This is a genomic window from Bacillus sp. EU52 (assembly GCF_037964975.1).
In the GTDB taxonomy this organism is placed as follows: Bacteria; Bacillota; Bacilli; order Bacillales; family Bacillaceae; genus Bacillus; species Bacillus subtilis.
On the sequence record NZ_CP150177.1, the window covers coordinates 1,450,925 to 1,472,456 of the forward strand.

Here is a 21,532-nt window from a genome sequence, read left to right on the forward strand (position 1 = left end):
ACTCACTCCATAATTAGACTGAAATTTTGAAAAATAATAGAAATTTATTTCGGGTATCGATATAGTGAAGATGATAAATGTTGGAAAGGTGCTGGATATGGAGACATTTAAAAGATTAAAAATGTATTATTGGCCGTACAGAAAAGTGTTTATGTGGTCGCTTCTAGCCATGCTTTTGATGACTGCAATTACTGTCGTTTATCCGATTATCCTGCAAATTACGATTGATGAGATCGTACTGGGACGGCAGTATCAGCTTGCGGCGTGGGTCAGCTTAGGATTTATTGCGGTAATGGTTTTGAAAGGAATAGCTACCTTTTTTCATCAGTATTTAGGTGATATGTTCGGGATCAAATCCGTTTATCGGCTGAGAAATGGTCTGTATGAAAAACTGCAGCGGCTTTCTTTTTCTTACTATGATAATGCGAAAACAGGAGATTTGATGTCCAGGCTGACTGCTGATGTTGAAGGGCTTCGTTTTTTCTTATCATACGGTCTCGCTGAGCTCATTCGATTCGGCCTGCTGGTAGCCATCAGCCTGTCGGTTATGTTTTACTATTCTGTTCCTCTCACGCTTGTGACAATAGCTGTTCTGCCATTTCTCGCGGTTGCGGTATACCGGTTTGACAAAAGAGTCCATCCCGCCTTCAGAGGCATCCGCAAATCGTTTGCGAAACTCAATACAAAAGTTCAGGAAAATATCAGCGGCATTAATACGGTTAAATCTCTTTCCAGGGAAGATTTTCAGATCAGCACTTTCAATAAAGCCAATGCAGAATACAGGGCGCAGTATTTACAAACATCATCCATTTGGTCTGCGTATTTCCCTTTAATGGAGTTCATTGGTAACATTTGTATTGTAGCTCTTCTCTCATACGGCGGTTACTTGGTTATGCAAAATCAGCTCAATCCCGGCGAGCTTGTTGCTTTCTTCAGCCTTGTCAATTATATGATGTGGCCCATTATGAACTTAGGTTTTGTCATCAATATGTTCTCTCAAGCAAAAGCGTCAGGGGAACGCCTGCTCGACATTCTGGAAAAAGAAGAAGACATTACAGATCATCCTCATGCTTTGCATAAACAAAAATTAACCGGAGATGTCCATTTCAAAAATGTTTCTCTTGCATACGGAAAAGAACAAACAAACGCGCTGTGCAATGTAAGCTTTGAGGCAAACAGCGGGAAGGTAATCGGACTGTTGGGCCCGACAGGTTCAGGCAAAAGCTCAGTGACACAGCTTCTCACCAGATTTTACAGTCCTGTTGGCGGAATGATTACCATTGATCACAAACCCATCACAGATTATTCGTTAAAAACCCTTCGCTCCAATATCGGGGTCGTACTTCAAGAATCCTTCCTGTTTTCATCTACGATTAGATCAAATATTTCGTATGGGCGGCCGGATGCCTCAATGGAAGACGTCATCGAAGCGGCAAAAAGGGCGCAGGCTCATAACTTTATTATGGAGCTTCCTGATGGGTATGACACCATGCTGGGAGAGAGGGGAATGGGGCTTTCCGGCGGGCAGAAACAGCGTATTGCCATTGCGAGAGCCATCTGCTTGAACCCGAACATTTTAATATTGGATGATGCCACAAGCGCAGTAGATATGCAAACGGAGCACAGCATACAGCTTGCCTTAAAAGAAGTCATGAAAAACCGCACAACCTTTATCGTCGCTCACCGCATTTCTTCACTGAAACACGCTGATGAAATTCTCGTTTTTAATAAAGGACGCATTCGTGAAAGGGGAACACATCATGAGCTTCTTGAAAAAGGCGGCTACTATAAAAAGATTTACGATTTGCAATACCGTGATGTCAAAATGATTAATGAGCCGCATGAGGTCGGATAGGGAGGGGCCAAATGAAACAAACGAAAAAACAGGGGATTTTAGAGCGTTTTTATTACTCTTCAGATGAAATCATTGAAAAGCCGTTTAACTGGGCTCAAATGTGGCGGCTGCTGAGCTATGTCAAACCATATCGAAAAACAATTTTGCCGCTTTCTTTTCTCACCGTATTGATTGGCACTGCTGTGAAGCTTGTGATCCCCATTCTGATCGGCATTTATGTTCTTGATCAAGCGATTACAGGAAGAAACTCGGAGCTGCTGATTCAGCTCATTTTTATTATTAGCGGTTTATATGTCCTCAATTACGCCGCCAATGTGTTAAGAATCAGGTGGATGAATCAGCTTGGCCAGCATGTCATTTACGATTTGCGACAGCATTTATTTACCCATGTGCAGCGCTTATCCCATCGATTTTTTGATCAGCGGTCGGCGGGATCGATCTTAGTCAGGATCATGAATGATATTAACTCTCTTCAGGAGCTCTTTACAAGCGGAGTCATCAATTTGTTGACCGACTTGTTGCTTCTGGCCGGCGTGATTATCATCTTGTTTACGCTGAGCCCTGAGCTGACTATAGCCATCATGGTGACATTGCCGATTATGTTTTTTATTTCAACAAGTCTCAGAAAAAAAATACGCCGATCCTGGCAAACGGTACGGCTGAAGCAATCGAAGCTCAACTCTCATCTAAACGAAAGCATTCAGGGCATCCGGGTCACACAGGCATTTACGCAGGAAGAAGAAAACATGGCGTATTTTGACGGTGTCAATCAGGAGAACTACGAATCATGGCGGGAAGCAACTAGAAAAAATGCCATGTTCCGTCCGCTGGTAGAAATGACGAATGCGATTGGGACGGCTGTCTTGATTTGGTATGGAGCCACACTCATCATGAATGAAACCATTACGATTGGCGTCTTCGTTTCTTTTGCTTTCTATCTGGGAATGTTTTGGGAACCTATTTCGAGACTGGGTCAGGTCTATAATCAGCTGTTAATGGGGATGGCATCATCAGAACGGATTTTTGAGTTTCTGGACGAACAGCCAAATGTCAAGGAGAAGCCCAATGCCATTCATAATGAAAAGATAAATGGGGAGATCAGTTTTGAAGAGGTTGAATTTTCGTATGATGAAAAACGAAAAGCCCTTTACGCCGTTTCTTTCTCTATTCCGGCGGGCTCGACGCTTGCGCTTGTCGGGCATACAGGGAGCGGGAAGACGACGATTGCCAATTTAATCAGCCGTTTTTATGATGCGACCGGAGGCACCATTAAAATAGACGGTATACCGATTAAGGATCTTTCCCTTGCCAGTCTGCGCTCTCAAATCAGCATTGTCCTGCAAGATACATTTATTTTCTCTGGGACCATCATGGAAAATATTCGTTTTGGAAGGCCAAATGCTTCGGATGAAGAGGTGATGAAAGCGTCCCAAGCGGTCGGAGCGGATGAGTTTATTTCCGATTTAGCGGAAGGATACGCAACAGAGGTGGAGGAAAGAGGCAGCGTACTGTCTGCCGGTCAGCGTCAGCTCATTTCATTTGCAAGAGCATTGCTCGCCGATCCGGCTATTATCATCCTTGACGAAGCAACGGCAAGCATTGATACAGAGACAGAAGTAAAAATTCAGCAAGCGTTAAAAACGCTTCTGAAAGGGCGTACAGCAGTGATGATCGCTCACAGATTGTCTACGATCCGCGACGCCGACCGCATCATTGTTCTTGATCACGGCAGGAAAATAGAAGAAGGGAACCATGATCAGCTGCTCGCTAAAGGAGGCATTTATGCCGGGCTTGTGAAAGCGCAATACAGCACAGCGATAGAATAATATGAAAAGCCTTCAATATTGAAGGCTTTTGGAAATTTATTAGAAAAACATGAAACTTTTTGATATCCTTCCCGTACTATTTGTTAGATATTCTCAAGGAGGTTTTGAAATGGAAACGAATGTAGAAAAAAACAGCGGAACACCGACTGAAAAGCCTTCACTTTTCGGAGTAATCACAAGTCCGTCCGTTCAATTTGAAAGAATAAGAGAAAGGCCGGCTGTATGGGGACCGCTTTTGATTGTTGCAGCAATTATCATCGTCGGTGCCGTGCTGCAATCACTCGGTACGGATTATAGTGAGCTTTTGAAAAGCCAAGATACGCAAGGGCTATCTGCTGAACAAATGGAAACTGTCGCAACAATAACCAAATTTGGCGGAATGGCAGGCGCTATTATCGGCGGTATCGCAGCATTATTTATTGCCCCTCTTATTTATTGGCTCTGTGTAAAAATATCAGGCGGTGTTACGACATATAAAAAAATGCTTTCTCTCGGTCTGTTTGTCTCTTTAATTAGCAGTCTCGGATTATTGGTTAATGGAATCGTTGCTTTTACGACTGACGTGAATCCTCTTTACAGCACGACGTCACTGGCAGGGATTATCCCATCTGACGGGGCTCTTGCCAGCGTGTTAAATACCTTTGAAATTTTCAGCATCTGGAGCTTTGTATTATTAGCAATCGGACTTCACAAAACGGGAGGCATCTCCAAAAAAGCCGGATGGATTTCAGCAATCATTCTATTCGGAATTTTAGTTGTATTTTCGCTCTTTTCAGGTTTAATCAATTCTGTGGCGGGTGCATAAGCTCATGAAAAAAGTCTGGATCGGAATTGGAATCGCAGTTATAGTCGCTCTTTTTGTTGGAATCAATATATACCGGTCTGCCGCTCCAACAAGCGGCAGCGCCGGCAAGGAGATACAGACGGGGAGCGTTGAAGAAAATGAAATCTCATCAACGGTTATGGTTCCTGGCACGCTAAAATTTTCAAATGAACAGTATGTCTTTTATGAAGCGGATAAAGGGACATTAGAAGACATTAAAGTTAAGGAAGGCGATAAAGTTAAAAAGGGCACGCCTTTAGTCACCTATACAAATGAGCAGCTGAGCCTGGAAAAAGAACAGAACCAGTTAACGTCTGAATCCAATCGGCTTCAAATTGACCAAATTCAAGAAAAGTTAAAAGCCTTAGACAGCAAAGAAAGAGAACTGGAAAAACAGGTAGGAAAGAAAGAAGCAGAAAAACAAATCGAATCAGAACGGACAGAGCTTCAAATGCAGAAAAAAACAGCGGAGATCGAATTAAAACAAACCGAGCTTCAGCGACAGTCACTTGCCAACCGGGTATCAGATCTTGAAGTGAAAAGCGAAATTGAAGGCACCGTTATTTCTGTCAACCAAGAAGCGGCATCCAAAAAGTCAGATATTCAAGAGCCTGTCATACATATCGGCAACCCAAAAGACCTTGTCGTCTCAGGGAAATTGTCTGAATACGATACATTGAAAGTCAAAAAAGGCCAGAAGGTCACACTCACTTCAGATGTAATACAGGGTAAAACATGGAAAGGCACGGTTTCCGCAGTCGGGCTTGTTCCGGATCAGCAGGAGAGCGCTGCGGCACAAGGAACAGAACAGGCGGTCCAATACCCGCTTCAAGTGAAAATAAAAGGAAATCTTCCAGAAGGAAAGCCAGGCTTTAAATTTATCATGAATATTGAAACAGATAAACGGAAAGCAAATACGCTTCCTTCAAAGGCAGTCAAAAAAGAAGATGACCAATATTATGTGTATACAGTAAAAGACGGAAAAGCAAAGCGAGTTGATGTCAAAATCGGCGAAGTGACAGATGACCTGACAGAAATTAAAGAGGGGCTTTCCCAAGATGATCAAGTCATTTTGAATCCATCTGATCAGGTGACTGACGGAATGGAAGTGAAATCCTAAATGATTCAGCTTTCTAATGTGCGAAAAAGCTACCAGATCGGAAAGGAAACGTTTGATGTTCTCCATTCTATTGATTTGGACATTCATCAAGGTGAATATGTCTCGATTATGGGGCCGTCAGGATCAGGAAAATCGACGATCATGAATATTATCGGCTGTCTTGATCGGCCGACTTCCGGTACATATCAATTGGACGGCGAAGACATTTCTTCATATAAAGATAAAGAACTGGCGGCAGTCCGTAACCGGTCCATCGGTTTTGTATTTCAGCAATTTCAGCTTCTTCCGCGGCTGAACGCAAAAAAAAATGTCGAGCTGCCGATGATTTATTCCGGGATAGGCAAAAAGGAACGTCAAGAGCGGGCTGAGAGAGCATTGGAAAAGGTCGGGTTAGCCGATCGAATGCTCCACATGCCCAACGAGCTGTCGGGCGGGCAGAAGCAGCGGGTGGCGATTGCGAGGGCGATCGTGAATGAGCCGAAATTGATTTTAGCTGATGAACCGACCGGCGCCCTGGATACGAAAACAAGCGAGGCGATTATGGATCAGTTTACAGCATTAAATGCCGAGGGAACGACAATCGTTCTGGTTACTCACGAGTCTGAAGTAGCAGATTGCACGAATCGGATAATCATGGTGCGTGACGGAAACATTGTTCCTGCCAGCTCCGGACAAAGGAGTGTGGGAGAATGAGCCTGTTGGAAAACATCAGAATGGCTCTAAGCTCTGTCCTTGCCCATAAAATGCGTTCGATCTTAACGATGCTCGGCATTATCATTGGTGTAGGCTCTGTCATTGTTGTCGTTGCGGTAGGACAGGGCGGCGAGCAAATGCTGAAGCAGTCGATCAGCGGCCCGGGAAATACTGTGGAGCTGTACTATATGCCTAGCGACGAGGAGCTTGCAAGCAACCCGAACGCCGCAGCTGAATCTACGTTTACAGAAAACGATATTAAAGGTTTAAAAGGAATAGAAGGCATTAAACAAGTCGTTGCTTCGACTTCTGAAAGTATGAAAGCGCGTTATCACGAAGAAGAAACCGATGCTACGGTTAACGGAATAAATGATGGATACATGAATGTCAATTCTTTAGAAATCGAAAGCGGCAGAACATTTACCGACAATGACTTTCTTGCGGGGAATAGAGCCGGAATCATCTCTCAAAAGATGGCTGAAGAACTGTTCGATAAAACCTCTCCTTTAGGTGAAGTTGTCTGGATAAACGGACAGCCCGTTGAAATTATCGGCGTGCTGAAAAAAGAAACAGGCTTGCTTTCTTTCGGTTTAAGTGAAATGTATGTGCCATTTAATATGATGAAATCCTCTTTTGGCACAAGTGATTTCAGTAACGTATCATTGCAGGTCGAATCAGCAGACGACATAAAATCGGCTGGAAAAGAAGCGGCACAGCTGGTAAATGACAATCATGGCACAGAGGATTCGTATCAAGTGATGAACATGGAAGAGATTGCGGCCGGAATTGGCAAAGTAACTGCAATTATGACGACGATTATCGGCTCAATTGCAGGTATTTCCCTTTTGGTCGGCGGAATCGGTGTCATGAATATTATGCTCGTATCAGTCACAGAACGGACGCGGGAAATCGGAATCAGAAAATCACTTGGTGCGACGAGGGGACAGATTCTGACTCAGTTTTTAATTGAATCAGTCGTATTGACGCTGATTGGCGGTCTGGTCGGGATTGGTATTGGATACGGAGGGGCCGCGCTTGTTTCAGCCATTGCGGGCTGGCCGTCACTCATATCCTGGCAGGTTGTATGCGGGGGCGTGCTGTTCAGTATGCTCATTGGTGTTATTTTCGGCATGCTTCCTGCAAATAAAGCCGCAAAGCTTGATCCCATTGAAGCGCTGCGTTATGAGTAGCCTCATGCAACATGCATGAGGTTTTTTTATGTTTAGTGATTTCTACTATGAATATAAAAGACTTTTTTCATTAAAATAAGAAGAAAATGTCGTACAATTGTCCTTATTTTTGTCGAATTTACAGTTTACAAACCCTATAGACATACGTTAATATGGAGAAACGTGAAAGATTTTGATAGTTATTGAATGAATTTGAATGATTTTAGTTGCCTAAACCGAAAATAGCGTTTACAATGAAATTGTATTCAAAATGAATACGTTTTCATTAGGAGGTGAAGCATGCTAACTCCTGAACGGCATCAATTGATTATTGATCAAATAGAAAAGCATGATGTGGTAAAGATTCAAGAGCTTATAAATCTGACTAATGCTTCTGAATCAACAATCAGAAGAGATTTATCGACACTTGAAGAACGCGGTTTTTTAAAGCGCGTTCATGGTGGAGCGGCCAAGCTTTCCGATATCAGACTTGAACCCGATATGCTTGAAAAATCATCCAAAAACCTTCACGATAAACTGAAGATTGCTGAAAAAGCAGCTTCTCTTTTAGAAGAAGGGGATTGCATTTACCTTGATGCAGGCACGACGACATTGCACATGATTGATTTTATGGATAAAACCAAAGATATTGTCGTTGTCACAAACGGGGTAATGCATATCGATGCATTAATAAGGAAAGAAATTTCTTTTTATCTGCTTGGAGGATACGTAAAGCACAGAACGGGCGCGATTATTGGAGGCGCTTCATTGATTGCCATGGACCAGTACAGATTTGACAAGAGTTTTCTGGGGACAAACGGTGTCCATACAGAGGCTGGATTTACAACGCCGGACCCTGATGAGGCCCTTTTAAAACAGAAAGCGATCAAACAGGCAAAACACGCTTACGTCTTAGCAGACCCTTCGAAGTTCGGAGAAATTTCATTTTCGGCATTCGCCGGAATAGGCGACGCAACAATCATTACGACTGACGCTGAAGAGCTTACATTCGATAATTACCAAGAAAAAACTGTCGTAAAGGTAGTGAAACCATGATTTACACTGTAACACTTAATCCATCTGTCGATTATATAGTTCACGTTGAAGATTTTACTGTAGGAGGCCTGAACCGTTCTTCGTATGATACCAAGTATCCAGGGGGCAAAGGCATCAACGTATCGAGACTGCTGAAAAGACACCATGTGGCGTCTAAAGCGCTCGGATTCGTCGGCGGATTTACCGGAGAATATATCAAAACATTTTTACGGGAAGAAAACCTGGAAACAGCTTTTTCTGAAGTAAAAGGGGATACCCGTATCAATGTAAAGCTGAAAACGGGTGATGAAACTGAAATTAACGGGCAGGGACCGACAATTTCGGATGAAGATTTCAAAGCCTTTTTAGAACAGTTCCAATCTTTGCAAGAGGGAGATATCGTTGTTCTTGCAGGAAGCATTCCATCTTCACTCCCTCATGATACTTATGAAAAAATCGCAGAGGCCTGCAAACAGCAGAACGCACGAGTTGTTCTGGATATCTCAGGCGAGGCTCTTTTGAAAGCAACAGAAATGAAACCATTTTTGATGAAGCCAAATCATCATGAGCTTGGAGAAATGTTCGGCACGGCCATTACATCTGTTGAGGAAGCCGTTCCTTATGGGAAAAAGCTTGTAGAACAAGGCGCTGAACATGTAATCGTATCAATGGCCGGAGACGGAGCGCTTCTGTTTACGAACGAAGCTGTTTATTTTGCTAACGTGCCAAAGGGGAAATTGGTAAACTCAGTCGGAGCAGGGGATTCCGTTGTTGCAGGTTTCCTTGCCGGAATTTCCAAACAGCTGCCGCTTGAAGAAGCATTCCGCTTAGGAGTTACTTCAGGCAGTGCTACCGCGTTCTCTGAAGAACTTGGAACAGAAGAATTTGTCCAGCAGCTTCTTCCTGAAGTTAAGGTCACACGTCTATAGAGGAGGAAACACAAGTGAAAATAACTGAGCTTTTAACGAAGCATACGATAAAGCTTAATATTGAGAGCAAAGAAAAAGAAAATGTTATTGACGAAATGGTCACTGTTCTTGATAAGGCTGGAAAGTTAAATGACCGACAAGCCTATAAAGAAGCCATTTTAAATCGCGAAAGCCAAAGCTCCACGGGTATCGGTGAAGGAATCGCTATCCCCCATGCGAAAACGGCAAGCGTTATCAACCCGGCGATCGCGTTCGGACGTTCAAAAGACGGCGTCGATTATGAATCATTAGACGGCCAGCCGGCTCACTTAGTGTTCATGATCGCGGCGACTGAAGGCGCAAACAACACTCACCTTGAAGCATTGTCAAGACTTTCAACGCTGTTAATGCGTGAAGAAATCCGTAAGCAGCTCCTTGAAGCTGAGTCTGAAGATGCCATCATCGACATTATTAATCAGCACGATAAAGATGATGACGAAGAGGAAGAGGAAGAAGAAGAAGCGGCACCAGCACCTGCCGGAAAAGGGAAAATTTTAGCGGTTACTGCATGCCCGACAGGTATTGCCCATACATTCATGGCTGCTGATGCCCTTAAAGAAAAAGCGAAAGAGCTTGGTGTGGAAATTAAGGTCGAAACAAATGGGTCAAGCGGCATTAAGCACAAGCTCACTGCCCAAGAAATCGAAGATGCACCTGCAATCATTGTCGCAGCGGACAAGCAGGTTGAAATGGAACGTTTTAAAGGCAAGCGCGTACTTCAAGTTCCTGTAACGGCGGGTATCAGACGTCCGCAAGAGCTTATCGAAAAAGCGATGAATCAAGATGCGCCGATTTATCAAGGCAGTGGCGGCAGTTCAGCAGCTTCAAACGACGATGAAGAAGCGAAAGGCAAGTCTGGAAGCGGTATCGGAAACGCGTTTTATAAGCACCTGATGAGCGGTGTCAGCAACATGCTTCCGTTCGTAGTCGGCGGCGGTATTCTCGTTGCGATTTCATTCTTCTGGGGAATTCACTCTGCTGATCCGAATGATCCTAGCTACAACACGTTTGCAGCAGCATTAAACTTTATCGGCGGCGACAATGCATTAAAACTGATTGTTGCAGTTCTGGCCGGTTTCATTGCGATGAGTATTGCAGATCGTCCTGGTTTTGCGCCTGGTATGGTCGGCGGATTTATGGCAACTCAAGCGAATGCTGGATTCTTAGGCGGCTTAATTGCCGGATTCCTTGCCGGTTATGTCGTGATTTTACTGAAAAAAGTATTTACGTTTATCCCTCAGTCACTTGATGGATTAAAACCTGTTTTGATTTACCCGCTGTTCGGTATTTTTATCACTGGTGTATTAATGCAATTTGTCGTCAATACACCTGTAGCAGCTTTTATGAATTTCTTAACAAACTGGCTTGAAAGCCTTGGTACTGGAAACCTTGTGTTAATGGGTATTATCTTGGGCGGCATGATGGCGATCGATATGGGTGGCCCGCTTAATAAAGCAGCCTTTACGTTCGGTATCGCCATGATCGATGCAGGCAACTATGCGCCTCATGCAGCAATCATGGCCGGCGGTATGGTTCCTCCGCTTGGTATCGCACTTGCAACAACCATTTTCAGAAACAAATTCACTCAGCGTGACCGTGAAGCTGGTATTACATGCTATTTCATGGGAGCTGCTTTCGTAACAGAGGGAGCGATCCCATTTGCTGCGGCTGATCCGCTTCGCGTCATACCAGCTGCTGTAGTCGGTGCAGCTGTTGCCGGCGGATTAACTGAATTCTTCCGAGTAACGCTTCCGGCGCCTCATGGAGGAGTATTCGTAGCTTTCATTACAAACCATCCGATGCTTTACCTTTTAAGTATCGTGATCGGTGCTGTCGTGATGGCAATTATCCTCGGTATCGTCAAAAAACCTGTTACAGAAAAATAAGAAAAAAAGCGTCCTTGGTTCGAAAGGACGCTTTTTCTTATCCGGCCGGCAGGGAGCGCGGTTAAGTTATGTATTTTATTCTTTTTTATGATAAAGTAAAAGAAGAGAAACAACTGACATAGCAATTGTCTAGGAGGAAACACTTTGACCGAGGAAAAAAATACGAATACTGAGAAAACGGCGAAGAAAAAAACCAATACGTACCTGGAATGGGGTAAAGCGATTGTCATCGCTGTTCTGCTGGCTCTCCTGATCCGTCACTTTTTGTTTGAACCGTATTTAGTTGAAGGTTCATCTATGTATCCCACATTACATGACGGAGAAAGGCTGTTTGTGAATAAAACAGTCAACTATATCGGCGAGCTGAAGCGCGGAGATATCGTTATTATCAACGGTGAAACTTCTAAAATCCATTATGTAAAAAGATTGATCGGAAAGCCTGGAGAAACCGTTCAAATGAAGGATGACACGCTTTATATAAACGGTAAAAAAGTAGCCGAGCCTTACTTGTCTAAAAACAAGAAGGAAGCAGAAAAACTTGGTGTCAGTCTGACAGGAGACTTTGGACCGGTTAAGGTTCCGAAAGGCAAATACTTTGTCATGGGAGATAACCGGCTGAATTCTATGGACAGCCGAAACGGGCTGGGACTGATCGCGGAAGATCGAATTGTCGGCACATCGAAGTTTGTCTTTTTCCCGTTTAACGAAATGCGTCAAACAAAATAAAAACGCCTTGCTGGCCTAGGACAGCAGGCGTTTTTATTTTGAAAAAGAAGCGACCAATGCAATGCATAAAACCGTGATGAACACTGAACCGATAATAGCTAGCACACTGAAGAAAAGGTGAACCTGTTTGTTCTCTTTTCCGCGCTTTTCTAAAAGCCGTTTAGAAAAAATGTGCGAAAATATGTAAATAAGGGCTATGCCTATATATAAGCCGATATCTTTGGCGGTAAAGCCTGTTACGGCAAGGTAAAAGCCCGTAAAAAAGATCAGTAAGCAATATTCAGTAAGTGTTAAAAGCCTCAACGTGTTCCTCCATGAGAGTGTGTAATTTTCCGAGCGGATGCATTCTCTCTCTTTAATTGTAACACAGCTGGCTGGTTTGGGTGTATAAGTGTTTTCTCTCTGTTTTATCAGGGAATCATTTCTCTTGCCCTGCTTTCATGGTATACTTTTATTGATGATAGACATGATGGAGGATAATAAATGATTGCTGTAAATAATGTAAGCTTGCGGTTTGCGGATCGCAAGTTATTTGAAGATGTTAATATTAAATTTACCCCAGGCAACTGCTATGGGTTAATTGGTGCAAACGGTGCCGGTAAATCAACGTTTCTAAAGGTGCTGTCAGGCGAAATCGAGCCTCAGACAGGCGACGTGCATATGAGTCCTGGTGAGCGTCTTGCCGTCTTGAAGCAGAACCATTTTGAGTACGAAGAGTATGAAGTGCTGAAAGTGGTCATTATGGGCCACAAACGCCTGTATGAAGTCATGCAGGAGAAAGACGCTATTTACATGAAGCCTGATTTCTCAGATGAGGATGGGATTCGTGCTGCTGAGCTAGAAGGTGAATTCGCGGAACTGAACGGTTGGGAAGCGGAAAGTGAAGCTGCGATCCTGTTAAAAGGCCTTGGTATCTCAGAAGATCTGCACACAAAAAAGATGGCAGACCTCGGCGGTTCGGAGAAGGTAAAAGTTCTCTTGGCACAGGCATTATTCGGCAAGCCGGATGTTCTGCTGCTCGATGAGCCGACGAACCACTTGGACCTTCAGGCAATCCAGTGGCTTGAAGAGTTTCTGATTAACTTTGAAAACACAGTTATTGTCGTATCCCATGACCGTCACTTCTTAAATAAAGTATGTACGCACATTGCCGACCTTGATTTTAACAAAATTCAAATCTATGTAGGAAACTATGATTTCTGGTACGAGTCAAGCCAGCTGGCGTTAAAGCTTTCTCAAGAAGCGAACAAGAAAAAAGAAGAGCAGATTAAACAGCTTCAAGAGTTTGTCGCTAGATTCAGCGCCAATGCGTCTAAATCTAAGCAGGCTACATCAAGAAAGAAACTTCTCGAAAAAATCACGCTGGATGATATTAAACCGTCTTCCCGCCGCTATCCTTATGTTAACTTCACGCCGGAACGGGAAATCGGAAATGATGTTCTTCGCGTGGAAGGCTTAACAAAAACAATCGATGGCGTAAAAGTGCTTGACAATGTCAGCTTTATTATGAGTCGAGAAGATAAAATTGCTTTCACTGGCCGAAACGAACTTGCTGTTACTACGCTGTTTAAAATCATTTCCGGGGAAATGGAAGCTGACAGCGGAACGTTTAAATGGGGTGTTACCACATCTCAAGCGTATTTTCCAAAAGACAACAGCGAATATTTCGAAGGCAGTGATCTGAACCTTGTAGACTGGCTTCGCCAATATTCTCCGCACGACCAAAGTGAGAGCTTTTTACGCGGTTTCTTAGGACGCATGCTGTTCTCTGGAGAAGAAGTCCACAAAAAAGCAAATGTACTTTCCGGGGGAGAAAAGGTCCGCTGTATGCTGTCGAAAGCGATGCTTTCTGGCGCCAATATTTTAATTTTGGATGAGCCGACTAACCATTTAGACCTGGAGTCCATTACAGCGCTCAATAACGGCTTAATCAGCTTTAAAGGCGCTATGCTGTTTACTTCCCATGACCATCAGTTTGTGCAGACCATTGCCAACAGAATTATAGAAATTACACCTAACGGCATCGTCGATAAGCAAATGAGCTATGACGAGTTCCTTGAAAATGCTGATGTGCAGAAAAAATTGACTGAACTATACGCGGAATAAAAAAGCAGAGATTTCTCTGCTTTTTTTGATACCTAAATATGAAAGGAGATCACAACATGAAATTTTTGGTTGTCGGAGCAGGTGGAGTAGGTGGGTATATTGGCGGACGGCTTTCGGAGAAAGGAAATGATGTGACATTTCTCGTGCGCCAAAAACGAGCTGAGCAGCTTAAAAAAACCGGGCTTGTCATCCATAGTGAAAAAGGGAATGTATCATTTCAGCCCGAACTAATCAGTGCCGGAGAAACAGGGCAATTTGATGTCGTTATCATTGCTTCTAAAGCATACTCGCTTGGTCAAGTGATAGAGGATGTCAAACCATTTATCCATCAGGAATCTGTCATTATCCCTTTTTTAAATGGGTACCGCCACTATGAGCAGCTATTTGCGGCATTTTCAAAAGAACAGGTGCTGGGCGGCCTGTGTTTTATAGAAAGTGCTTTAGACAACAAAGGAGAAATTCATCATACGAGCGCATCGCATCGTTTTGTATTTGGAGAATGGAACGGCGAGCGTACGGAGCGGATAAGAGCGCTTGAAGAGGCATTTTCAGGTGTGAAGGCTGAAGTCATCATTAGCGGGCATATCGAGAAGGACATTTGGAAAAAGTATCTCTTTATTGCAGCGCAAGCGGGGATCACAACGTTATTTCAACGACCGCTTGGCCCAATCCTCGCCACAGAAGCCGGACGTCACACGGCCCAAACTCTTATTGGGGAAATTTGCGCTGTTTTACGAAAAGAAGGTGTTCCGGCTGATCCGGATCTTGAGGAAGAGAGCTTTCGTACGATGACCAGCATGTCTTACCATATGAAGTCCTCCATGCTTCGGGATATGGAAAACGGCCAAACGACTGAAGGAGACCACCTGCATGGATTTTTGCTTGAAAAAGCAAAACGTTTATCTCTCGCTGCACCAGTATTAGAAACCGTTTATGCGAATCTGCAAATGTATGAAGCAGAAAAATAAAAAAAGGAGGCGAAAAAGCCTCCTTTTATTTACTTAAAAAGCCCAATTTCCGTTTCTGAAGATAGGCTCTCTTTTCCCGTCTGCCGTAATTCCGTCAATATTCATATCCTTAGAACCGATCATAAAGTCCACGTGTGTAATGCTTTCATTTAGGCCTTCTTTGACAAGCTCTTCACGAGACATCTGCTTTCCGCCTTCAATATTAAAGGCATAGGCGCTTCCGATCGCCAAATGATTTGACGCGTTTTCATCAAACAGCGTGTTATAGAAAAGAATGTTTGATTGTGATATAGGTGAATCGTAAGGAACAAGTGCCACTTCACCTAAATAGTGAGAACCTTCATCTGTTTCCACCAGTTCTTTTAAAATATCCTCACCTTTTTCAGCTTTAATGTCGACTATACGACCATTTTCAAACGTCAGGGTGAAATTTTCAATAATATTTCCGCCGTAGCTTAATGGTTTTGTGCTTGATACCACTCCGTCAACCCCGTCTTTTTGCGGCAGCGTGAACACTTCTTCTGTCGGCATATTGGCCATAAACTCATGGCCGCTTTCATTCACGCTTCCCGCACCTGCCCAAACATGCTTCCTAGGCAGCTTAATTGTTAAATCAGTTCCTTCAGCTTGATAATGTAAGGCAGCGTAATGTCTCTCGTTCAAATGGTCAACTTTTTCATGAAGATTCTGGTCATGATTGATCCACGCCTGAACCGGGTTGTCTTCATTTACGCGCGTCGCTTTAAAAATTTCTTCCCACAGAAGGTGGATCGCTTCCTCCTCTGATTTGCCAGGAAACACCTTGTGAGCCCAGCCTGCTGATGCCGCACCTACGACAGTCCAGCTGACTTTGTCTGATTGAATATATTGTCTGTATGTATGTAATGCTTTGCCTGCTGCTTTTTGGAATGCCGCAATCCGTTTGGAATCTATACCTTTTAGCAAGTCTGGGTTTGACGACACAACAGAAATGAAAGCAGCTCCATTTTTGGCAAGCTCTTCTCTGCCTTTTGCTTCCCATTCAGGATATTCTTCAAATGCTTCAAACGGCGCAAGTTCGTATTTTAATTTGGCTACTTCGTCATCCTGCCAATTCACGGTGACGTTTTTTGCGCCCTTTTCATATGCGTGTTTTACAATTAAACGGACAAAATCCCGAACGTCTGTTGAAGCATTTACGACTACATACTGGCCTTTTTGGACATTAACGCCGACTTCTACCGCCAGCTGTGCATATGTATTTAATTTCTGTGAAAATGAATCCATGAATCATTCCTCCAAGCTTTTTTCTCATCATATCAAATATGATCCTATAAAGGAAAGAAGGAGCCCAAAGTGAAAAACCCAAAACGACACGTCTTGGGTTTTTCAATATTATGGATGATTCAGTTTTACAGTGCCGCCTGCAGGCGAATGGGGCATATTTGCCAAAGAAATGCTCATGCCTCCAAGAATAATTCCGCTTAAAATGGCTGCGATCGCTACTCTTCTTCCTAAATCTCTTAGCATCTGTTTCCTCCTTAACGTTTCTCCATTTCCCACAATATGAAGGAAGTGAGGAAAAAAGAAGCAAGAAATTTGCCGCGTGTGAGAATTTTGCGGGTAAAGACTATTTAATTGCCTTTTGCAGCTTATCAATCACTTCTAAAGAACGGCCTGTGCCGATTGCTACAGATTCAAGCGGGTTTTGCGCCACGTGTACAGGCACGACAATCTCTTCTGCGAGCCATTCTTTAATTCCATTAAGGAGCGCACCGCCGCCTGTTAAAATAACGCCGCGATCAACAATATCTCCGCTCAATTCAGGCGGACAGTCCTCAAGTGTCGCTCTGATGGCTTCAAGAATATGCAGGAGGGATTCACGCATTGCATCTTGAATTTCGTTGGATTGAAGCATAATGGTTTTTGGAAGACCTGTCACGAGGTCGCGTCCCCGAATTTCCATTGCCTCTGGTATATGTTCAATCAGAGCATGGCCAATTTCCATTTTTACCTGCTCAGCTGTGCGTTCGCCGATCAGCAAATTGTATTTTTTACGGACGAAAGAAACGATATCCTCATCAAGCTGGTCTCCGCCGATCCTGATAGAATGGCAGGAAACAACGCCACCGAAGGAAATAATAGCGACCTCTGTCGTCCCTCCGCCGATATCTACTACCACATTGGCAACCGGCTCATCAACCGGTAAATCCGCTCCGATGGCGGCTGCAACTGGCTCTTCGATTAAATGAACGTTTTTCGCGCCGCAATTTTTCACCGCATCACTGATGGCGCGGCGTTCTACTGCTGTTGAGCCTGATGGTGTGCAAACGACTACGTTCGGTTTTCTGAACGACATGCCGATGCTTTTTGCTGCTTTTTTCATAATGTGCTTTAGCAGGTCAGTTGTCATATCATAGTCTGCGATCACGCCATCTTTCATCGGTCTGACAGCGACAATTTTTCCCGGTGTTTTACCGATCATGTTTTTCGCGTCAGCTCCGATTGCAAGCACTGCTTTTGTCGTCGTATCCACTGCGACAACAGATGGTTCATTTAGGATAATCCCTTTATTTTTGCTGTAAACAAGTATATTAGCTGTTCCTAAGTCAATCCCGATTTCAGTTGATTGAAACATGTTTTCACCCAATCTCTATCCTAATTTAATATGATTCTACATTTAAAGTTTCTCAGAAATACTGCGATTTTTGGGGGTGTGCGTCGGTAAAGAAATGTTTTTGTAAAAAATCAAGGAACTGTGTAACAGAAGTAATACATTTTTCGGTTTTATGGAAAAAATATCTTGTAATTCTTATAGAAAGCGGGAAACTTTTTCAAAGTTTCATTCGTCTACGATATATTGAGGTACATCCTTAAAACATTACATGAGAAAAGAAACATTTAAAGGAAGAAGGGTTTTTATGAAATCAATAGGTGTTGTGAGAAAAGTAGATGAATTAGGCCGCATTGTCATGCCGATTGAGTTGAGACGGGCATTGGATATTGCCATAAAAGACAGCATTGAGTTTTTTGTTGACGGAGATAAAATTATCTTGAAAAAGTACAAACCTCATGGCGTTTGTTTAATGACTGGAGAAATCACTTCAGAAAATAAAGAATACGGCAACGGTAAAATTACGCTAAGCCCTGAGGGTGCACAGCTGCTTCTCGAAGAAATTCAAGCCGCTTTAAAAGAATAAAATTATGCTAAAAAAGGCGGAGTGATATCATCTCCGCCTTTTTTGCGTGCCAATTTTTGATTACCGCCGCCTAAGATAAGACATCAAGATATTTGGTAATGAATGATTTGGGATACTTTACATATTTTACTCAATTATTTGTCGAAGAATGGTACAATAAGTAGAGAAACACAAGCGGCAGGTGGTCATATGAGAAAATATCAAGCTCGTATCATTTCCATCATTTTGGCAATGATTTTTATAATGTTTTGGGATTATTTATTTTATTTTATAGGCAAAAACCCGATTAATTGGCCTGTTGATATTGTGTATACTGCAGTCACGCTGGTAAGTGTCTGGATGTTGGCTTATTATATTGATGAGAAACAGCAGCTGGTTAAGAAAATGAAGGATAACGAATGGAAGTATAAACAGCTTTCTGAAGAAAAAAACCGCATCATGGATAATTTGCAGGAAATCGTATTTCAAACAAATGCAAAAGGCGAAATTACATATTTAAACCAAGCGTGGGCATCTATAACCGGGTTTTCAATCAGTGAATGTATGGGAACAATGTATAACGATTACTTCATAAAAGAAAAGCACGTAGCCGACCACATTAACACCCAAATCCAAAACAAAGCGTCTTCTGGCATGTTTACGGCAAAATACGTGACAAAGAACGGCACGATTTTTTGGGGAGAAGTTCATTATAAACTTTACTATGACCGGGATGACCAATTTACAGGCAGCCTGGGTACAATGTCAGATATCACTGAGCGGAAAGAGGCTGAAGATGAGCTCATTGAGATTAATGAACGGCTGGCGAGGGAATCCCAGAAACTATCAATCACAAGTGAACTTGCCGCAGGTATTGCTCATGAGGTCAGAAACCCTTTAACATCTGTCAGCGGTTTCCTCCAGATTATGAAAACACAATATCCGGACAGAAAAGACTATTTTGACATCATCTTTTCAGAGATTAAAAGAATCGATTTAGTGCTCAGCGAGCTGCTGCTGCTTGCAAAACCGCAGGCAATCACATTTAAAACACACCAGCTTAATGAGATCTTGAAACAAGTCACGACATTGCTTGATACCAATGCCATTCTGTCCAATATCGTCATAGAGAAAAATTTCAAAGAGACAGATGGCTGTATGATTAATGGAGACGAAAATCAGCTGAAGCAGGTCTTTATCAACATCATTAAAAACGGAATTGAGGCAATGCCAAAGGGCGGTGTCGTCACCATTTCAACTGCTAAAACCGCCTCTCATGCAGTGATAAGCGTAAAGGATGAAGGAAACGGCATGCCGCAGGAAAAGCTGAAGCAGATTGGCAAACCTTTTTATTCAACAAAAGAAAAGGGCACTGGACTGGGACTTCCCATTTGTTTGAGAATCCTGAAGGAACATGACGGGGAATTGAAAATCGAAAGTGAAGCTGGAAAAGGCAGCGTCTTTCAAGTGGTTTTGCCTTTAAAATCAGACAGCTGAGAGGAGAAAAATAAAGTGAACTCGCTTCTGTTTGTATACGGGACATTAAGAAAGCATGAAAAAAACCATCATTTGCTGGCACAATCGGCATGTATCAATGAGCAGGCGAGAACAAAGGGAAGTTTGTTTGCTGCAAAAGAGGAGCCCACAGCTGTTTTAAATAGTGAAGGCTATATATACGGCGAAGTATATGAAGCAGATGAATTGTGTATACATAAGCTCGATCAATTTTTTCAAGGATATCATAAACAAACGGTGTTTGTAGAAACGGATGTCGGGATTAAAAATGCGCTTATTTATTTTATGAACAAAGACGGGTGTGCCGGTTTTACGAAAATAAGCAGCGGCGACTGGAAAGAACATCAGATGATCAGCAAATCGAAAAATCCCATTTATTATTTTGCCTACGGATCATGCATGGATAATGCCCGCTTTCAAAAAGCGGGAGTCGATCACTATTTTCAAGATCCAGTAGGAAGAGGTGTTTTAAAAGGATACACAACTCGCTTCACGCTAAAAAGGGATGACGGTTCAAGAGCGGACATGTTGGAAGACGGAGGAACAACAGAAGGCGTTTTATACCGTATTCCTTATTCTGCTCTCTCCTATCTATATAAAAGGGAGGGTGTCGAATCTCTTACGTATCGGCCGGCATTTGTAGACGTTGAAGCTGGCGGAAGGCACTACAAAGACTGCTTAACCTTTCTCGTCCTCCAAAAAGAAGCGGAAATTGCCCCGCCTCAGCACTATCAGATTGAAATCGAACGCGGAGCGGAGCTGTATTTGTCGCCTGAGTTTACTGAAAAGCTCAAGCGGCATATGAATTCGCTGCCAAAAGGATAACACTGTAACAAAAGAATATGATAAAATTTGATCAATATCATGTCATATAAAGGAGCACCACGATGAAAAAAGAATTTGCGGTAATTGGGCTGGGCCGTTTTGGTGGCAGTATTTGCAAAGCATTAAGCGAAGAAGGCGTCGAGGTTATGGCAATGGATATCGATGAAGATAAAGTCAACGAGTATGCCAAGATTGCATCTCACGCAGTTATCGGTGATTCGACAGACGAATCTGTCCTGAAAAATTTAGGCCTGCGAAATTTTGACCACGTTATTGTAGCAATCGGGGAAAATATTCAAGCGAGTATTTTAACGACACTCATTCTGAAAGAACTTGGCGTCCATACGATTACAGTTAAAGCGCAGAACGATTATCACGAAAAAGTGCTGTCTAAAATTGGCGCGGATCACATCGTCCACCCAGAACGCGATATGGCAAAACGAATTGCGCATAATATCGTGTCCAACAATGTACTTGACTATTTGGAGCTGTCTGAAGAGCATAGTCTTGTTGAAATCGTAGCTAACAGCCGCCTGGCTGGAAATACACTTCTCGATTTAGATATTCGCGCAAAATACGGTATTAATATCGTAGCCATAAAAAGGGGCAAGGAAGTCATCGTATCACCGCTTGCAACCGAAGTCATCCACCAAGAAGATATACTCATTGTTATTGGATCAGTTACAGACATCTCCCGTTTTGAAAAAAGAGTTCTTCATACTAAATAGCAGTCAAATAAGCCGTCCTCAAAGGGCGGTTTTTCGTATTATCAGAATATAACAACTTTAATGAACTGAGCGCCAATTTCTTAAAATTTCATTGACTAAGCACAGGCGTTCCGATAGCATATTGTACCATA

The 21,532-nt window shown here is 43.0% G+C and carries 20 protein-coding genes; 16 read left to right on the plus strand and 4 right to left on the minus strand.

Features of this window, described 5'->3' with window-relative positions:
- Positions 1-97: 97 nt before the first annotated feature.
- From NSU05_RS07615 to lepB, 10 genes are all read left to right on the plus strand, one after another.
- Entirely contained in the window at positions 98-1,855 is a 1,758-nt protein-coding gene (locus NSU05_RS07615) for an ABC transporter ATP-binding protein (RefSeq protein ID WP_038428906.1), read from the plus strand.
- 11 nt (positions 1,856-1,866) lie between these two features.
- Positions 1,867-3,681, plus strand: a complete 1,815-nt coding sequence (locus NSU05_RS07620; protein ID WP_015715813.1) for an ABC transporter ATP-binding protein — start codon at positions 1,867-1,869, stop codon at positions 3,679-3,681.
- Positions 3,682-3,790: 109 nt separating this feature from the next.
- A complete protein-coding gene (yknW, locus tag NSU05_RS07625; RefSeq protein ID WP_015715814.1) occupies positions 3,791-4,486 on the plus strand; it encodes a toxin SDP protection protein YknW in 696 nt (231 codons plus the stop codon).
- A 4-nt stretch (positions 4,487-4,490) separates the two neighbouring features.
- Positions 4,491-5,624 carry an efflux RND transporter periplasmic adaptor subunit gene (locus NSU05_RS07630; protein ID WP_015715815.1) on the plus strand — a complete coding sequence of 378 codons (1,134 nt, stop codon included), beginning with the start codon at positions 4,491-4,493 and terminating at the stop codon, positions 5,622-5,624.
- Positions 5,625-6,317 (plus strand): ABC transporter ATP-binding protein YknY, encoded by a 693-nt coding sequence (gene yknY, locus NSU05_RS07635; protein WP_029725930.1) that lies wholly within the window; start codon positions 5,625-5,627, stop codon positions 6,315-6,317.
- Positions 6,314-7,507 carry a sporulation-delaying-protein transporter subunit SkiZ gene (gene skiZ, locus NSU05_RS07640; protein WP_015252177.1) on the plus strand — a complete coding sequence of 398 codons (1,194 nt, stop codon included), beginning with the start codon at positions 6,314-6,316 and terminating at the stop codon, positions 7,505-7,507. The genes yknY and skiZ overlap by 4 nt, the downstream gene beginning before the upstream one ends.
- 279 nt (positions 7,508-7,786) lie before the next feature.
- The gene (locus NSU05_RS07645) at positions 7,787-8,542 is read left to right on the plus strand and encodes a DeoR/GlpR family DNA-binding transcription regulator (protein WP_014476685.1); all 756 of its coding nucleotides are present in this window, start codon (positions 7,787-7,789) and stop codon (positions 8,540-8,542) included.
- Complete coding sequence (gene pfkB, locus NSU05_RS07650; protein ID WP_003244923.1) at positions 8,539-9,450, plus strand: 1-phosphofructokinase; 912 nt, start codon at positions 8,539-8,541, stop codon at positions 9,448-9,450. Before NSU05_RS07645 ends, pfkB begins: the two co-directional genes overlap by 4 nt.
- Before the next feature lie 14 nt (positions 9,451-9,464).
- Positions 9,465-11,375, plus strand: coding sequence for a PTS fructose transporter subunit IIABC (locus NSU05_RS07655; protein WP_038427634.1), 1,911 nt, complete (start codon positions 9,465-9,467; stop codon positions 11,373-11,375).
- Between the two features lie 144 nt (positions 11,376-11,519).
- On the plus strand, positions 11,520-12,101 hold the full coding sequence (lepB, locus tag NSU05_RS07660) for a signal peptidase I (protein ID WP_003232348.1): 582 nt from the start codon (positions 11,520-11,522) through the stop codon (positions 12,099-12,101).
- Between the two features lie 33 nt (positions 12,102-12,134).
- Here lepB and NSU05_RS07665 read toward each other — a convergent pair whose 3' ends face one another.
- Entirely contained in the window at positions 12,135-12,404 is a 270-nt protein-coding gene (locus NSU05_RS07665; protein ID WP_003232345.1) for a hypothetical protein, read from the minus strand.
- A 180-nt stretch (positions 12,405-12,584) separates the two neighbouring features.
- Here NSU05_RS07665 and NSU05_RS07670 point away from each other — a divergent pair, with 180 nt between their 5' ends.
- On the plus strand, positions 12,585-14,207 hold the full coding sequence (locus NSU05_RS07670) for an ATP-binding cassette domain-containing protein (protein WP_029725931.1): 1,623 nt from the start codon (positions 12,585-12,587) through the stop codon (positions 14,205-14,207).
- A 56-nt stretch (positions 14,208-14,263) separates the two neighbouring features.
- A complete protein-coding gene (locus NSU05_RS07675) occupies positions 14,264-15,175 on the plus strand; it encodes a ketopantoate reductase family protein (protein WP_038427635.1) in 912 nt (303 codons plus the stop codon).
- A gap of 33 nt (positions 15,176-15,208) precedes the next feature.
- On the opposite strand, the gene NSU05_RS07680 is transcribed toward NSU05_RS07675, so the two are convergent.
- The 3 genes from NSU05_RS07680 to mreBH form a co-directional block, all read right to left on the minus strand.
- A complete protein-coding gene (locus NSU05_RS07680; RefSeq protein WP_003232341.1) occupies positions 15,209-16,441 on the minus strand; it encodes an aminopeptidase in 1,233 nt (410 codons plus the stop codon).
- A gap of 108 nt (positions 16,442-16,549) precedes the next feature.
- Complete coding sequence (locus NSU05_RS07685; protein WP_003238865.1) at positions 16,550-16,684, minus strand: protein YkpC; 135 nt, start codon at positions 16,682-16,684, stop codon at positions 16,550-16,552.
- A 100-nt stretch (positions 16,685-16,784) separates the two neighbouring features.
- Entirely contained in the window at positions 16,785-17,792 is a 1,008-nt protein-coding gene (gene mreBH / locus NSU05_RS07690) for a cell shape-determining protein MreBH (RefSeq protein ID WP_029727190.1), read from the minus strand.
- Positions 17,793-18,075: 283 nt separating this feature from the next.
- On the opposite strand from mreBH, the gene abhA reads away from it, so the two are divergent.
- The 4 genes from abhA (at position 18,076) to ktrC (ending at position 21,401) form a co-directional block, all read left to right on the plus strand.
- Complete coding sequence (gene abhA, locus NSU05_RS07695) at positions 18,076-18,354, plus strand: transcriptional regulator AbhA (protein WP_003244728.1); 279 nt, start codon at positions 18,076-18,078, stop codon at positions 18,352-18,354.
- Between the two features lie 189 nt (positions 18,355-18,543).
- Positions 18,544-19,830 carry a two-component sensor histidine kinase KinC gene (gene kinC / locus NSU05_RS07700; RefSeq protein ID WP_003232333.1) on the plus strand — a complete coding sequence of 429 codons (1,287 nt, stop codon included), beginning with the start codon at positions 18,544-18,546 and terminating at the stop codon, positions 19,828-19,830.
- Between the two features lie 15 nt (positions 19,831-19,845).
- Positions 19,846-20,673, plus strand: a complete 828-nt coding sequence (locus NSU05_RS07705; RefSeq protein ID WP_003232330.1) for a gamma-glutamylcyclotransferase — start codon at positions 19,846-19,848, stop codon at positions 20,671-20,673.
- A 62-nt stretch (positions 20,674-20,735) separates the two neighbouring features.
- Complete coding sequence (gene ktrC, locus NSU05_RS07710; protein WP_003222311.1) at positions 20,736-21,401, plus strand: Ktr system potassium transporter KtrC; 666 nt, start codon at positions 20,736-20,738, stop codon at positions 21,399-21,401.
- Positions 21,402-21,532 lie beyond the last annotated feature (131 nt).

What these genes read in the sequence shown, in the direction of transcription:
- abhA (WP_003244728.1), top strand. Translation starts at nt 18,076, where the DNA reads ATGAAATCAATAGGTGTTGTGAGAAAAGTAGATGAATTAGGCCGCATT.
- NSU05_RS07630 (WP_015715815.1), top strand. Translation starts at nt 4,491, where the DNA reads ATGAAAAAAGTCTGGATCGGAATTGGAATCGCAGTTATAGTCGCTCTT.
- pfkB (WP_003244923.1), top strand. Translation starts at nt 8,539, where the DNA reads ATGATTTACACTGTAACACTTAATCCATCTGTCGATTATATAGTTCAC.
- NSU05_RS07645 (WP_014476685.1), top strand. Translation starts at nt 7,787, where the DNA reads ATGCTAACTCCTGAACGGCATCAATTGATTATTGATCAAATAGAAAAG.
- NSU05_RS07675 (WP_038427635.1), top strand. Translation starts at nt 14,264, where the DNA reads ATGAAATTTTTGGTTGTCGGAGCAGGTGGAGTAGGTGGGTATATTGGC.
- skiZ (WP_015252177.1), top strand. Translation starts at nt 6,314, where the DNA reads ATGAGCCTGTTGGAAAACATCAGAATGGCTCTAAGCTCTGTCCTTGCC.
- NSU05_RS07680 (WP_003232341.1), bottom strand. Translation starts at nt 16,441, where the DNA reads ATGGATTCATTTTCACAGAAATTAAATACATATGCACAGCTGGCGGTA.
- NSU05_RS07615 (WP_038428906.1), top strand. Translation starts at nt 98, where the DNA reads ATGGAGACATTTAAAAGATTAAAAATGTATTATTGGCCGTACAGAAAA.
- yknY (WP_029725930.1), top strand. Translation starts at nt 5,625, where the DNA reads ATGATTCAGCTTTCTAATGTGCGAAAAAGCTACCAGATCGGAAAGGAA.
- kinC (WP_003232333.1), top strand. Translation starts at nt 18,544, where the DNA reads ATGAGAAAATATCAAGCTCGTATCATTTCCATCATTTTGGCAATGATT.
- yknW (WP_015715814.1), top strand. Translation starts at nt 3,791, where the DNA reads ATGGAAACGAATGTAGAAAAAAACAGCGGAACACCGACTGAAAAGCCT.
- NSU05_RS07620 (WP_015715813.1), top strand. Translation starts at nt 1,867, where the DNA reads ATGAAACAAACGAAAAAACAGGGGATTTTAGAGCGTTTTTATTACTCT.
- mreBH (WP_029727190.1), bottom strand. Translation starts at nt 17,792, where the DNA reads ATGTTTCAATCAACTGAAATCGGGATTGACTTAGGAACAGCTAATATA.
- ktrC (WP_003222311.1), top strand. Translation starts at nt 20,736, where the DNA reads ATGAAAAAAGAATTTGCGGTAATTGGGCTGGGCCGTTTTGGTGGCAGT.
- NSU05_RS07670 (WP_029725931.1), top strand. Translation starts at nt 12,585, where the DNA reads ATGATTGCTGTAAATAATGTAAGCTTGCGGTTTGCGGATCGCAAGTTA.
- NSU05_RS07685 (WP_003238865.1), bottom strand. Translation starts at nt 16,684, where the DNA reads ATGCTAAGAGATTTAGGAAGAAGAGTAGCGATCGCAGCCATTTTAAGC.